Raw genomic sequence first — 14173 nt, 5'->3', positions numbered from 1 at the left:
GAGAAGACGTGCCCAGCGAGGTTTCGACGGAGTGTCTCGTGATCGGCGCCGGCCCGGCGGGGCTCCAGGCCTCCTACCTGCTGTCCCGCGCCGGGCGGGACCACCTGGTGCTGGAGGCCGGTGACGCCCCCGGCGCGTTCTTCACCCGCTTCCCCCGCCACCGCACCCTGATCTCGATCAACAAGCCCAACACCGGGTGGGACGACCCCGAGCTCAACCTGCGCACCGACTGGAACTCGCTGCTGTCCGACGACCCGTCGCTGCTGTTCACCCGCTACACGCCGCGCTACTTCCCGCACGCCGACGACATGGTCCGCTACCTGGCCGACTTCGCCGCCGAGCACGACCTGCCGATCCGCTACGGCGCGTCGGTTGTGGAGGTGACGAGGCCGGACGACTTCGTGGTGCGCGTCCGCAACGGCGACACCTACCGGGCACGTCGGCTCATCGTCGCCACCGGTGTGTCCAAGTCGTACGTGGCGCCGATCGAGGGGGCGGAGCTCGCCGAGCGGTACGACGAGGTGTCGGTGGACCCCGCCGACTTCACCGGCCAGAAGGTGCTGATCGTCGGTCGCGGCAACTCCGCGTTCGAGACCGCCGACAACCTGATCGAGACCGCGTCGGTCATCCACGTGGCCGGGCCCGGCTCGCTGAAGCTGGCGTGGCAGACGCACTTCGTCGGCCACCTGCGCGCGGTCAACAACAACTTCCTCGACACCTACCAGCTCAAGTCGCAGAACGCGCTGCTGGACGGCCGGGTGCTGGACATCCGCCGCGACGGCGACGGGTTCCTGGTGCGCGTCAGCTTCGTGCGAGTGGCCGAGCGCGTGAAGGAGATCCGCTACGACCGGGTGATCATGGCGACCGGGTTCCGCTTCGACGCGTCGATCTTCGCGCCCGAGTGCCGCCCACGGCTGACGATCAACGACCGCTTCCCGGACCAGACCGCCGCCTGGGAGTCGGTGAACGTGCCCGACCTGTTCTTCGCCGGCACCATCACGCAGGCCAGGGACTTCAAGAAGTCGACGAGCGGGTTCATCCACGGCTTCCGGTACGGCGTGCGGGCGCTGCACCACATCATGGAGCACCGCTACCACGGCGTGGCGTGGCCGAGCCGGGACCTCTCCCCCACCCCCGAAGCGGTGGCCGACGCGGTCGTCGAGCGGGTGAACCGCACCTCGGCGTTGTGGCAGCTGTTCGCGTTCATGGCGGACGCGGTCCTGGTCGGGCCGGACGGCGCCCTGCGCTACGCCGAGGAGGTGCCGCTGGCCCACCTGCACGAGGCGGTCGGCCGCGGCGACTTCGGCGACGTCGAGTCCTACCTGGCGGTGACGCTGGAGTACGGCGCGGACCACGACCAGGTCAACCCGTTCGACGTCACGGCGGGCCGCGTGTCCCAGGAGGACACCAGCGGGCTCGACGGCCGCTACCTGCACCCGGTGGTCCGGCACTTCCGCGGCGGGACGCTGCTCGACGAGCACCACCTCACCGAGAACCTCGAGAACGAGTGGGACAGCGAGGAGGTGCACCGGGCGCCGCTGCTCGCGTTCCTGCACGCCCGGCTGGACCGGACCGCCGTGGGTTCACCGTGAGCGGCGGGCTCGCGGCGTGGCACGAGAAGGCCCGCGCGGTGCTCGATCCCGTGCACTACGACTACTACGCGGGCGGGGTCGGCGACGAGGTCGTGCTCGGGGAGAACGAAGCGGCGTTCGGGCGCCTGGCCCTGCTGCCGAGGGTGTTGCGCGGCAGGGAGAGCAGGGACCTCGGGGTCGACCTGCCCGGCGGTCGCCTCGACCTGCCGGTGCTGATCGCGCCGACCGCGTTCCACCGGCTCGCGCACCCGGACGGCGAGCTGGCGACCGCGCGGGCCGCGGCGGCGGCGCGGACGGTGCTGGTGTCCGGCATGGCCTCGACGGTGGCGATCGGCGAGGTGGTGGCGGCGGCGCGGTCGGTCGACGCGGACGCGTCCGTCTGGTTCCAGCTCTACCTGCAACCCGACGACGACGTGACGGACTGCCTGGTGGAGCGGGCGGAACGGGCCGGCTGCACGGCGCTGGTGGTGACCGCCGACTCCCCGGTGTTCGGCCGGCACCGCCGCGACGCCGAGCACGGCTTCCACGACCTGCCGGTCGGGCTGGCGGCGGAGAACATGCGCGACCTGCCCGGTGGCCCGCCGGGCGGCGTGCGGGACATCGAGATGTCGCCCTCGGTGTCGTGGGCGCACCTGGACCGGCTGCGGGAGCGGACGTCGTTGCCGTTGTGGCTCAAGGGCGTGCTCCACCCGCGCGACGCGGTGCTCGCGGTCGAGCACGGGGTGGCCGGGATCGTGGTGTCCAACCACGGCGGCCGCCAGTCCGACCTCGCGCCGGCCGCGGTCGAGGCGTTGCCGGCGGTGGTCGACGCGGTGGCGGGCCGGGTGCCGGTGGTGCTGGACGGCGGCGTCCGGCGCGGCGGTGACGTCGCCGTGGCGCTCGCGCTGGGCGCGACGGCGGTGGGTGTCGGCCGGCCCGTGCTGTGGGGTCTGGCCGCGGCCGGCGAGGCCGGAGTGTCCCGGGTGCTCGACGTGCTGCGCGACGAGTTCGACCACGTGCTCGCGCTGTGCGGCGGGCGTGACCTGGCCGACCTGACCCGGGACCTGGTCGTCGCGCGCGGGACGGGGGTGTCCGCCCGGTGTGGGTGACGGGGTTGCTCGCCGCCGCGGTGGTGCTGACCGCGCCGCGCTGGCTGCCCGCGCGGGTGGTCGCCCTGCGCGGCAAGGTGTTCGAGAAGGTCAACGGGGACAACGCGATCATGTTCCCGAACGCCGCCGTCGGGCCGGACCGGTTCCAGGAGGTCTACAGCCACCCCGCCGCGAACGGCCGCAGCCGCGGCGCCGGGCTGTCGGACCTGTTCTGGTACTGGCTCTCCCCCGGCCCCGAGGTGCACCAGGAGCACCTGGAGGCCGGTCCGCGCTACGACGACGTGGCCCGCACGACGCGCGCGCTGCTGGCCGGGCCGGGTGACGTGCTGTCGGCGACGGCGGCCCGCTGCACCGGTCGGGTGCTCGACGAGGTGCTCACCGGGCGGGTCACGCTGGTGCGGCTGCGCGACCTGATGATGCCCGTGTGGGCGGAGTACTTCTACGAGCTGGTGTTCGGCGAGCCGTGCCCGCGCGAGGCGCGTGACCTGATCGTGGGGCACGCCGACGACGTGGTGACGGCGTTGAAGTGCACCGGCCTGCGCCACCCGGCCCGGCGGGCGCGGCTGACCCGCTACCTGGCCCGGCGGGTTGCGGCGGGTGACGTGCGGCGGCCGTTGCCGGCGAGCCTGTCGCCCACCGAGCAGGTGCACTACCTCCAGGGCACGTTCTTCAACACGGGCGTGGTCCAGATGTCCGAGGCGATGGCGCACCTGCTGCTCGCCCTGGCGCAGCACCCGCACGTGGCGGCCCGGCTCGCCGACGACGAGCGCTACTTCACCCACGTCCTGGACGAGACCATGCGGCTGTACCCGCTGTTCGGCATCGCGCACCGCGTCACCACCGGTGACATCGAGCTGGACGAGCGCACCACGCTGCCCGCGGGTTCGGTGCTGTGCTTCAGCTATCCCGACTACCACGCGACCGGCTACGCGCGCCCTGAGGTCTTCGACCCGGACCGCTGGGCGCGGGTCCGGGTCCGCGCGGCGCACCACATCCCGTTCGGCGTCGCCGCCAACCGGCCGTGCCCGGCGTGGCGGCTGTCCCCGCTGGCGCTGCGCGGGGCGACCGGCGAGGTGCTGCGCCGCGTGCGGCCGCACTCCACGGTCAGGCACACCAGGTCGTTGCCCAGCCGCGGCCCGTGCCTGCTGGTCCGGGCCGACGAGCCGCTGCCGCCACGCCGGCTCGCCGTGCTCGGCGCGTTCCTGCGGGTGCGCGACCGGTGGGAGGACGTGTGGCGCAGCGTCGTCCAGCTCGTCCTCGGCACGGTCATGGTCCTGCACGCCCACCGGCTGCGGTTGGCCGGGCGCTACTTCGACACGCACGACACCCAGGGTCGTCCGCTGCGGCGCGAGCCGCCCTCTGCCCAGGAGATCACCCGGTGAACCAGATCCAGTTCGCGTTGAAGGTGTTCGCCGCGCTCGCCGTCGTGCTCGCCGCGACGACGCTGTGCGGGCGCATCGCCATGGCGGTCAAGCAGCCCAGGGTGGTCGGCGAGATGGTCGCCGGCGTCCTGCTGGGGCCTGCCCTGCTGGGCGCCGTCGCGCCGGGGTTGCAGGCCCAGATCTTCCCCACCGACGTCAAGGACACCCTGTACGTGCTGAGCACGATCGGGTTGACGTTCTACATGTTCCTGGTCGGGTCCTCGCTCGACCACGGCCTCGCCGCCGGGCGGAACATGCGGCGGGCGTCGGCGCTCGCGGTGTCGGGCATCGTGCCGACCTTCGCGCTGGGCGCGGCCGTGGCGGCGCTGTTCTTCGGCTCGCTGAGCCCGGACGGCACGACCCGGTGGGAGTTCATGCTCTTCGTCGGCGGCGCGCTGTCGATCACCGCGTTCCCGATGCTGGCGCGGATCCTGCAGGAGCGCGGGATCGCGAACACGCCCATCGGCGGCCTCACCCTGGTCGCGGCGGCGATCGACGACGCGGCGGCGTGGGTGATCCTGGCCGTGATCATCGCGGTCGCGGCGGCCGGCAGCCCGTTCGACGCGGTGAGCACGGTGGCGGGCGCGGCGGTGTTCGCGCTGCTGATGCTCACGGTGGGGCGCAACCTGTTCGCCCGGCTGGGCGCGCGGGTGGAGCGCGAGGGTCGGATGAGCCGCGACGTGATGGCGCTCGTGCTGCTGGTCGTGCTGGTGGCGGGGTGGTTCACCGACTACATCGGCGTGTTCTCGGTGTTCGGCGGGTTCATCACGGGCCTGGCGATGCCGCAGTCGGCGATCGTGCGACGGGAGCTGGAGACGCGGCTCACGGACCTGAACTCCATCCTGCTGCTGCCGGTGTTCTTCGCGTTCAGCGGGTTGAACACGCAGGTGTCCGGCTTCGGCGCGGGCGGCGCCCTGTGGTGGCCGCTCGCGGTGATCATGGCGGTCGCGTTCGCGGGCAAGTACCTCGGCTGCGCGCTGGTGGTGCGCGCCCAGGGCTTCTCGTGGCGCTACGCGTCGGCGGTCGGCGGGCTGATGAACGCCCGGGGGCTGATGATCCTGATCTTCATAAACATCGGCCTCGCGCACGACATGGTGACCCCGGAGCTGTTCGCGATCCTCGTCGCGGTCGCGATCGTGACCACGGCGGCCGCGATGCCGATCTACCGGGCGTCCCTGCCCGAGAGCCTGGAGCGCGGCGCGACCGACTTCCTGCCGCCGGCGGTGCCCGCGCCGAACAACTGAGGCTCACCCCGTGGTGGGAGCCGCCGTCTGCGGACGGCGGCTCTTCGCCAGCCTCCAGGTCGGGTACAGCAGGGCGGCGGCGAGGACGACGGGCGTCCACAGCGACAACCGCTGCAGCACCAGGTCGTCGGTGCGGGCGACGTGCAGCTCGTGGTAGATCCCGTGGGGCAGGTGGAACAGCAGCACCCCGATCAGCAGCGCGGCGACGAACGCCGGTTCCGGCAGCTTCAGGCAGACCAGCGCCAAGGGCGCCAGCTGCAGCAGCGCCAGTCCGTAGTCCCGCACGAGGTGTTCGTTGTACGGCGGGAACAGCGCCACCCAGCCGACCCCGGGCGTCGGGTACCCGGCGAAGAACGCCTCCGGGAACACCGCCGCCCACAACCCGGCACCCACCTGCACGAGGATCAGCAGCGCGCACCCGGTCAGCAGCACCCGTCTCGTGCCCACCCTTCCTCCCCGCGCCGTCCCGGTCGGCCCTGCACCGGTTGTACCGCACGGTCCGCGCCGAGCGGGCCGATCCGGACCGGACCACCCGGTCGGGAAGCGACGTGCCGCGATCGTGGGCCGACCGGTGACGAGGCGGCCGGCCCCGGACCGGGACCGGCCGCGCGCGAACCGCTACGCCGGGCGCCGGCCTCCGGCGCCGACCGGCGTCCCGATCTCCGCGAGACCGCTCAGGGCCCGCGGCAACGGGTCCCGGTGCAGGACGCCCAGGCGCTGGGTGGCACGGGTGAGCGCGACGTACAGCTCGGCCGCGCCACGCGGGCCCTCGGCGAGGATCCGCTCCGGCTCGACGACCAGGACGGCGTCGTACTCCAGGCCCTTCGTCTCCGACGCGGGCACCGTGCCCGCCAGGCCGACCGGCCCGATCACCACGCTGGTGCCCTCGCGGCCCGCTTCGTCGCGGACGAACTCCTCGATCGCGGCCGGCAGCTCGTCCTCCGCGACCCGCCTCGACCACGGCCGCACGCCGCACGCGCGCACCGACTCCGGCGGCTGGACCGACGGCGCGAACTCGGCGAGCAGCGCGGCGGCGACGGCCATGATCTCCGCCGGCGTGCGGTAGTTCACCGTCAGCGCCCGGTAGACCCAGCGGCCCGGCACGTACGGCTCCAGCATCGCCTCCCAGGACGTCGCACCGGCCTCGGACCGGCGTTGCGCGAGATCGCCGACCACCGTGAACGACCGGCCGGGGCAGCGCCGCATCAGCACCCGCCAGTCCATTTCGGACAGTTCCTGCGCCTCGTCGACCACGACGTGCCGGTAGGTCCAGTCCCGGTCGGCGGTGGCGCGCTCGACGAGGTCGCGCGTGTCGCGCTCCAGGACGCGGTCCGCCAGGTCCTCGGCGTTCAGCAGGTCCGTGGCGTACAGGTGGTCCTCGTCGTCCATCGAGTCCTGGCGGCCGTGGAGGCCGTCGAGCACGCCCTCGGCGAACTCGGCCTCGGCCTTCCGCTGCCGCTCGGCGGTGTCGTCGGCCGCCTTGTCCCGGCCGAGCAGGTCGACCAGCTCGTCGAGCAGCGGCACGTCCGACACCGTCCAGGCCTCGCCGTCGGCACGCCACAACGCCTGGTCGGCGCCGGCCGCCCGCAGCCGTTGCGGTGAGGTGTACAGCGAGGCCAGCAGCGAGGACGGCGTCAGGACCGGCCAGAGCTCGTCGAGCACGGCGACGAACCCGTCGTCCGCGTGCAGCTCCTCGACCAGGTCGGACCGCAGGCGTTCCCACGCGTCCCGGTTCTCCCGGGTCAGCCAACCGCGGCCGATCCGGGCGATCGCCCGTTCGGTGAGCACGTAGGTGATGATCTCGCTGAACACCGCGCGGGCCTCGTTGTGCGGCAACCCGCTCGCGCGCGCCTCGTCCCTGGCCCACTCCGCGGTGGCGGCGTCGATCCGCGCCGGGCCGCCGCCCAGTTCGAGCGTCACCGGCTCCTGCGGCAACCGCTGCCGGTCGGCGACGGCCGCCTTCAGCACGTCCAGGATCTTCAGCGAGCCCTTGAGCCGCGCGGCGTCCGGCGTGTCGTCGGCGGTGACGTGCAGACCGGGCACCAGGCCGCCCGGCGTCGTGAACACCACGTCGGACTCGCCGAGCGACGGCAGCACGCGGCCGATGTGGTTCAGGAACGCCGGGTTGGGCCCGACCACCAGCACACCGTGCCGCTCCATCCGCTCGCGCTGGGTGTAGAGCAGGTACGCGACGCGGTGCAGCGCGACCACGGTCTTGCCGGTGCCCGGTCCGCCCTCGATCACCAGCACGCCGGGGTGGTCGAGCCGGATGATCTCGTCCTGCTCGGACTGGATCGTCGCCACGATGTCGCGCATGCCCTCGCCGCGCGGCGCGTTGACCGCCGCGAGCAGGGCCGCGTCACCCCGCTCGTCGCCGTCGGGCCGGCCGAGCACCTCGTCGGTGAAGTCGGCCACCAGCCGACCGCGGGTGTGGAACTGGCGGCGGCGGCGCATGTTCTCCGGGTTCGCGGCGGTGGCGACGTAGAACGCGCGCGACGCCGGCGCGCGCCAGTCGAGCAGCACCGGCTCGTACTCGTCGCCCTCGTCGAACAGCCCGATCCGCCCGATGTAGGACCGCTCGCCCGTGAGGGTGTCCAACCGGCCGAAGCACAGCCCGTTGTCCGCCACGTCCAGCCGCTTCGCCTCCTTGGCCAGCGCGCGCACCTCTACGTCGCGCTCCATGGGCGTGCCACCGGTGCCGCGCAGCGCCGCTTCGTACTCCTTCTTCACGCGCACGCGCTCGGCGTCCAGCCGTCGGTAGAGCCCGGCCACGTAGCCCCGCTCGGACCGCAGTTCTTCTTCGTACCCCTGAGTTGACACATGCCCCTCACAGCGCTAACGTGGTCTTAGGTTCGGCGGGTTCTCCAGTCCACTTCGGAGCGCACGCCGACTTTCTATTGTCCGGACCATGTCAAGCCCCCTGCCACAACGCGCAGGTGCGGGCACCGCGTCCGGGCCGGTCAACCGGGACGCCACGAGCGAGAGCCGTCACCGGACCGCCGCCTCGTCCGCCGCTCGACCGCCGGAACCGTGCGGCAGCTCGCCCGCGTTTCCGGCCTGGCGGCGAAGCACCGGACCGCGGCCCGATACCCGCCACGGCAGGGGTTCGCGCGGCCGAGTCGGCTCACTCCCGCACCACGCTCGCGTCCCCGCGCCGCACTCGCGCCCCCGCACCACGCTCGCGTCCTGCACCACGCCGGCGTCTCTGCAGAACGCCCGCGACTTCCGCACCGCGTTCGCGTCCCGTAGCGCACCCTCGACCCCCGCAGCGCGCCTGCGTCCCTGCACCGCGCTCGCGCCCCACGACACCCCAGGCCCGCCCAGCGCCTCGTACCCGCGCCGAAGGCCACCTCCGGCCCTTGATGTTAGCGCGAACATCGAACATACTCGCCGCTGAGGCGTGAGGGCGCTCACAGTCACTCCGTGGTGCCCGACACGTGTTGTTAGCGCTCACCAAGTCCGCCGAAGGCAGCACCGCTCCGATCGTGAACCACCCCGTGATCAAGGGAGATCACCCGTGCCACGAACACTGACGAGGATCGGCGCGCTGGTCGCCGCCGTCGCCCTGCTGTTCACGTCCTGGTCGGTGACGACCGACCGGCGCGCCGAGGCGCTGGAGCCGTTCACCGGCTACCTGATGGCGCACTTCACCGGCGAGCACGCGACCGGCGAGCAGATCTACCTCGCGCACAGCCGCGACGGCCTGCGCTGGACCGACCTGAACAACGGCGCGCCCGTGCTGCTGTCCACCGTCGGCACGCGCGGCGTGCGCGATCCCGCGCTCGTCCGCTCACCCGCCGGCGACCGGTACTGGATCGTCGCCACCGACCTGCGCATCGCGAGCGGCACGTCGTGGTCCGACGCCGCCAACCGGGGCAGCAAGTCCCTGGTCGTGTGGGAGTCGACCGACCTGGTCACCTGGTCCGCGCCACGGCTGCTGAACGTCGCCTCCGGCATCTCCGGCGCGGGCAACGCCTGGGCGCCCGAGGCCATCTACGACCCCGCCTCCGGCGACTACGTCGTCTACTGGGCGACGAACGCGGCGCTCAACGGCGTCACCAAGCACCGCATCTACTACGTCCGCACCAAGGACTTCCGGACCATCACCTCCCCGGTGCTCTACATCGACCGCGGCGCGGGCCAGGGCATCATCGACACCCAGATCGTCGAGTCTCCCGGCAGCGTCGGCGGCTACCGCTACTACCGGGCCTCCGCCGACGGCCACATCACCGTCGAGGGCAGCAACTCGATCCTCGGCTCCTGGACCACCATCGGCAACCTCTCGCACATGGGCATCTCCAACGGCACCGGCGGCGGCAACGTCGTCGAGGGTCCGATGTGGATGCAGTTCAACGGCCGCAACGAGTGGGCGCTGTGGCTGGACCAGTACGCCACCGGCCGCGGGTACATGCCGATCACGTCGACCAACCTGGGCAGCACCCGCAACTTCACCACCCGCACGGACTACAACCTGGGCGCCACGCGCAAGCGGCACGGCTCGATCCTCAACCTCACCGCCGCCGAGGAGAGCCGCGTCCTGGCCAAGTGGGGCACGAGCACCCCGGTCAACCGCATCCAGTCCTACAACTTCCAGGACCGGTACGTGCGCCACGCCGACTACGACGTGCGCATCGACCCGAACGTCAGCCCCGCCCAGGACGCCCAGTTCCGGGTGATGCCCGGTCTGGCGGGCTCCGGGACGGTGTCGTTCCAGTCGGTCAACTACCCCGGCTACTACCTGCGGCACGTCAACTACGACTTCGTCCTCGCCGCGGACGACGGCAGCGCAACGTTCAAGGCCGACGCCACCTTCCGCCAGGTGGCCGGGCTCGCCTCGTCGTCCTGGTCGTCGTTCCAGTCCTACAACCACCCGGACCGCTACCTGCGGCACTACGCCTACCAGCTCCGGCTCGACCCGATCACCGACGCGACGGGCCGCGCGGACGCCACGTTCCGGCTGACCACCTGACGACGCGGGGGTGGGCGGTCGACCCGCCCACCCCCGTCACCGTCACCAGTAGCTGCGCCAATCGGGCCGCAGCCGCCTGCTCAGGGCTTCCAGGTAGAAGTAGTCGCCCCAGAGGCTCCCCTCGTCCACCCCGACGTTCTTGGGCTTGTCGTAGACGCCGTGCAGGAGCAGCGCGGTGGCGCCGGGGTCGTGCGCGGTCGAGTACGCGGTGGCCAGGCTGTCCAGGATGGCGTCGGCCTCGGCGCGGTAGCGCAGGGCGGCGTCCCGGTCGTCCAGGTGGTCCGCGAGCTCGTACAGGCCGCACACCGCGATGGCGGCGGCCGAGGAGTCGCGCTCCTGCCCGCTGCCGTCGTCGAACACCAGGTCCCAGTAGGCGATGCGGTCCGCGGGCAGGCGGGTGAGGAAGTAGTCGGCGCAGCGCCTGGCCGCGTCGAGGAACGACTCCCGCCGCGCGTGCCGGTAGCCGAGGGCGAACCCGTAGATCCCCCACGCCTGCCCGCGTGCCCAGCACGAACCGTCCTGGTGGCCCTGCTCGGTGCCGCCGCGCAGCGGTTCGCCGGTCTCGGGGTTCCAGTAATAGGTGTGGAACGTGGTGCCGTCCGGGCGGATGACGTGCTGCCGCAGCTGCTCGGTGTGGCGCAGGGCGGCTTCGAGGAACGACGGCGTGCCGGTCGTCTCGGCGGCCCAGTACAGCAGCGGCACGTTCATCAGGCTGTCGATGATCGTGCGACCGCGCTGCAACGGGTTCTCCAGGTCGCCCCAGGCCTGGAGGATGCCCGCCGGTTCCAGGAACCGGTCCATCAGGTGGTTCGCGGCCTTCAACGCGCTGTCCCGCGCCCGCACGTCCCCCAGCAGCCGGTACGGCGTCACGCACGACAGCGTGTAGAGGAACCCGAGGTCGTGGGTGTCCAGGTCGATCCCGCGCCGGACCCGGTCGGAGAAGCTGTCGACCTGGAGCCCCGCGGCCCGCCGCACGTCGTCGTCGCCGGTGGCCTCCCAGGCCAGCCACAGCATCCCCGGCCAGAAGCCGGTGGTCCACCCGACGTTGGCCCCCTCGGGTTGGCCGTCGCGGGCCGTGCGCGGCCGGTACTCGCCGTCGGTGGTGGTGTCGTCCGGGTACCAGGCGGTGAAGTCGGCGATGTTGCCCCGGACGGTCGCCAGGGCGGCGTTCCAGGCCGCGGCCAGGTGGTCGGTGGTCGGTGCGGCGCGGTCTGCTTCCGCGGACATGGTTCTCCCTCAGAACGGGTGACGGAACAGCGGGCGCGGGTCAGCGCGCCGCGACAGAACGCGGGTCGGGCTCGGAGCCCGGGACGACGCGGAGCGGCCGGAGGGTCGCGCGACTGCCCACCCAGACGACGTACAGCGCCGGACCGGTCAGCAGGGCGAGCGCCGGCACGGGCAGGGCGGCGACGGCCGCCGCCAGCACCCACAGCGCCACCAGCGAGACCGCGGTGAAGTGCGGGCGGCGCAGCGCCAGGAACAGGCAGGCCCGCACCAGGCGCCGCAGCGGCACGTCGGGGTGTTCCACCAGGGCGGTGAGCGCCACCAGCGCGGTCACCGCGGTGAGCACCGCGAGCACGGCCAGGACGGGGATGGCGACGGCGCCGACGGGTGTGCCCCACGCCGCGCGGACGTCCACCGCCAGGACGAGCAGGAGGGCGGACGCGGCGCCGGTCACGAGCACCGACCGGCGGGCGTGCCGGCGCCAGGCGCGCAGGAAACCCCGCACGACCGGTGCGCCCTCGTCCCGCGCGGTGGAGGCGAACACGGCGTGCGCGGCGGCGAAGGCGGGGCCGACGAACGGCGCCGTCGGCACCAGCAACGGCCAGCTGGCCGTCACGGGGGTGAACAGCAGCACGGCCAGGAACGGCGCGCTCGCGCCCACCACGAGCACACTGGTGGCCAGCAGCGCGTAGGCGGTGGCGAAGACCCGGTTGTACATCTCGTGCGACACGGTCGTCAGCCCTTCAGCCCGCTGGTCGCGACACCCTGGACGAAGTACTTCTGCCCGAGCAGGAACACCACCGCGATCGGCAGCACGGACAGCACCGAGCCGGTCATGATCAACGCGTGCTCGGCGTTGTACTCGCTGACGAACGACTTCAGTCCCAGCTGGATCGTCCACAGGTCCGGGTCGCGCAGGTAGATCAGCGGGCCGAGGTAGTCGTTCCAGGTGGTGACGAAGGTGAGCAGGGCCAGGCTGGCGAGGGCGGGCACGGACAGCGGCAGCATGATCCGGAAGTAGATGCCGTACTCGCTCAGGCCGTCGACGCGGGCGGCCTCGCACAGCTCGTCGGGGATGGTCAGGTAGTACTGCCGCATCAGGAACACGCCGAAGGCGCTGAACGCCTGCAACGCGATGACGGCCCACGGCGTGTTCGTCAGGCCGACCTCGGACATCATGATGAACTGCGGGATCATGTACGCCTGCCACGGCACCGCGATCGTGCCGATGTAGAGCAGGAACAGCAGGTTGCGCCCCGGGAAGCGGGCCTTGGCGAACCCGTAGGCGGCGAAGCTGCCGGTGAACAGCTGGAGCAGGGTGACGACCACCGAGAGGAAGACGGTGTTCTTCAGCCACACCAGCATGTCCGAGATCCGCCAGATCTCGACGTAGTTCGCCCACTGCGGCGACTCCGGGAACCAGGTCACGGGGATGGAGAAGACACCGTTGGCGGTCTTCAACGACGAGGAGACCATCCAGAAGAACGGCAGCAGCAGCCCGGCCGCCGCCACCACGAGGACGGCGTACCCCAGGAGCCTGCCCGGCGCGGGGAACCGCCTGCCGCCGCGTTCGGGCGGCGCGACGGGCCCCGTGCCGACCGTCCCCGGCGCGGCGAGGTCGGGCAGTGTGCGCGGCGCGGCCATCAGGCGTTCCTCCTCCGGTTGACGGCGAACTGCACGACCGTGACCAGCATGCAGAGCGCGAACAGCACGACGGAGATCGCGGAGGCGTAGCCGAACCGGTTCTCCACCAGGCCCTTCTGGTAGATGTACTGCGACAGCACCAGGGTCGACTGGCCCGGGCCGCCGTTGGTCATCACGAGGATCAGGTCGAAGACCTTGAAGCTGCCGATGGTGAGCATCACCGTGACGAAGAACGTCGTGGGGCGCAGGCACGGCAGCGTGACGTTGCGGAAGCGCTGCCAGGCGTTGGCGCCGTCGATCCGGGCGGCTTCGTGCAGCTCGGGTGGCACGGTCTGCAACCCGGCCAGGAAGAGCAGCATGTAGTAGCCCATCTCGCGCCAGACCCCGACGATGATCACGGCGGGCATCGCCCAGGTCGACGACGCGGTCCAGCCGGGCGGGTCGTCCACCCCGAACAGGCCGAGGATCTGGTTGATCGGGCCGGCGTCGCGGCTGAACAGCAGGTTCCACGCGATGGCGATGGCCACGATCGAGGTGACGTAGGGGAAGAACGCGGCGGTGCGGAAGAACGCGACGCCGCGCAGCTTCCGGTTGAGCAGCAGGGCCAGGCCCAGCGACAGCGCGAGCGTGAGCGGGATGTGGAACGCGGAGTAGTACAGCGTGTTGAGCAGCGCCCGGTGGAAGCTCGCGTCACCGAGCAGGCGGGTGAAGTTGTCCAGCCCGATCCACTTGGCCTTGCCGAAGACGTTCCAGTTGGTGAGCGAGATGTAGAACAGCGCGACGACCGGGCCCAGGGTGAGCAGGCCGAAGCCGAGGAAGTTCGGCAGGACGAACGACGCGCCCTGCAACGACCGGCGCGCCCGGTACCACCGCTTCGTCCGGTCCGCGCCGGTGCTGCGCGGACCGCCGACCGTCGTGGTGCTCATCGGCTCTCTGTGCTCCTGCGTAGGTGGGGTGCTGGGGCGGCGCGGGCTCGGGGACGCCGAGCCCG

The 14173-nt window shown here is 72.2% G+C and carries 11 protein-coding genes; 5 read left to right on the top strand and 6 right to left on the bottom strand.

Annotated features, from left to right (window positions below; genetic code table 11):
- The first annotated feature begins 8 nt into the window (after positions 1 to 8).
- From ABTZ99_RS39335 to ABTZ99_RS39320, 4 genes are read left to right on the top strand one after another with little or no spacing between them, the layout of a single operon-like run.
- Positions 9 to 1592, top strand: coding sequence for an NAD(P)-binding domain-containing protein (locus ABTZ99_RS39335; RefSeq protein WP_498779701.1), 1584 nt, complete (start codon positions 9 to 11; stop codon positions 1590 to 1592).
- Positions 1589 to 2680, top strand: coding sequence for an alpha-hydroxy acid oxidase (locus ABTZ99_RS39330; protein ID WP_499618107.1), 1092 nt, complete (start codon positions 1589 to 1591; stop codon positions 2678 to 2680). Before ABTZ99_RS39335 ends, ABTZ99_RS39330 begins: the two co-directional genes overlap by 4 nt.
- On the top strand, positions 2677 to 4062 hold the full coding sequence (locus ABTZ99_RS39325) for a cytochrome P450 (protein WP_498779704.1): 1386 nt from the start codon (positions 2677 to 2679) through the stop codon (positions 4060 to 4062). The genes ABTZ99_RS39330 and ABTZ99_RS39325 overlap by 4 nt, the downstream gene beginning before the upstream one ends.
- Entirely contained in the window at positions 4059 to 5345 is a 1287-nt protein-coding gene (locus ABTZ99_RS39320; protein WP_498779706.1) for a cation:proton antiporter, read from the top strand. Before ABTZ99_RS39325 ends, ABTZ99_RS39320 begins: the two co-directional genes overlap by 4 nt.
- Positions 5346 to 5348: 3 nt before the next feature.
- Here ABTZ99_RS39320 and ABTZ99_RS39315 read toward each other — a convergent pair whose 3' ends face one another.
- Positions 5349 to 5792: a hypothetical protein gene (locus ABTZ99_RS39315; RefSeq protein WP_498779708.1), complete on the bottom strand. Its 444-nt coding sequence runs from the start codon at positions 5790 to 5792 to the stop codon at positions 5349 to 5351.
- A 171-nt stretch (positions 5793 to 5963) separates the two neighbouring features.
- Positions 5964 to 8165, bottom strand: coding sequence for an RNA polymerase recycling motor ATPase HelR (gene helR / locus ABTZ99_RS39310; protein WP_499618104.1), 2202 nt, complete (start codon positions 8163 to 8165; stop codon positions 5964 to 5966).
- Positions 8166 to 8862: 697 nt separating this feature from the next.
- On the opposite strand from helR, the gene ABTZ99_RS39305 reads away from it, so the two are divergent.
- On the top strand, positions 8863 to 10314 hold the full coding sequence (locus ABTZ99_RS39305) for a glycoside hydrolase family 43 protein (protein ID WP_499618102.1): 1452 nt from the start codon (positions 8863 to 8865) through the stop codon (positions 10312 to 10314).
- Between the two features lie 42 nt (positions 10315 to 10356).
- On the opposite strand, the gene ABTZ99_RS39300 is transcribed toward ABTZ99_RS39305, so the two are convergent.
- Genes ABTZ99_RS39300 through ABTZ99_RS39285 form a run of 4 tightly spaced genes read right to left on the bottom strand, consistent with a single transcriptional unit; the run spans position 10357 to position 14108 of the window.
- Positions 10357 to 11541, bottom strand: coding sequence for a glycoside hydrolase family 88 protein (locus tag ABTZ99_RS39300; RefSeq protein WP_499618100.1), 1185 nt, complete (start codon positions 11539 to 11541; stop codon positions 10357 to 10359).
- Positions 11542 to 11581: 40 nt separating this feature from the next.
- Positions 11582 to 12268: a hypothetical protein gene (locus ABTZ99_RS39295; RefSeq protein ID WP_499618098.1), complete on the bottom strand. Its 687-nt coding sequence runs from the start codon at positions 12266 to 12268 to the stop codon at positions 11582 to 11584.
- Between the two features lie 5 nt (positions 12269 to 12273).
- Positions 12274 to 13182, bottom strand: coding sequence for a carbohydrate ABC transporter permease (locus ABTZ99_RS39290; protein WP_498779718.1), 909 nt, complete (start codon positions 13180 to 13182; stop codon positions 12274 to 12276).
- Positions 13182 to 14108 (bottom strand): carbohydrate ABC transporter permease, encoded by a 927-nt coding sequence (locus tag ABTZ99_RS39285; protein ID WP_499618096.1) that lies wholly within the window; start codon positions 14106 to 14108, stop codon positions 13182 to 13184. The genes ABTZ99_RS39290 and ABTZ99_RS39285 overlap by 1 nt, the downstream gene beginning before the upstream one ends.
- Between the last annotated feature and the right edge of the window lie 65 nt (positions 14109 to 14173).

Origin of the sequence: Actinosynnema sp. NPDC002837 (assembly GCF_040295345.1) — a bacterium.
In the GTDB taxonomy this organism is placed as follows: domain Bacteria; phylum Actinomycetota; class Actinomycetes; order Mycobacteriales; family Pseudonocardiaceae; genus Actinosynnema.
The sequence above is the reverse complement of the archived record's forward strand: the minus strand, read 5'-3'. Positions and strand labels throughout refer to the sequence as shown.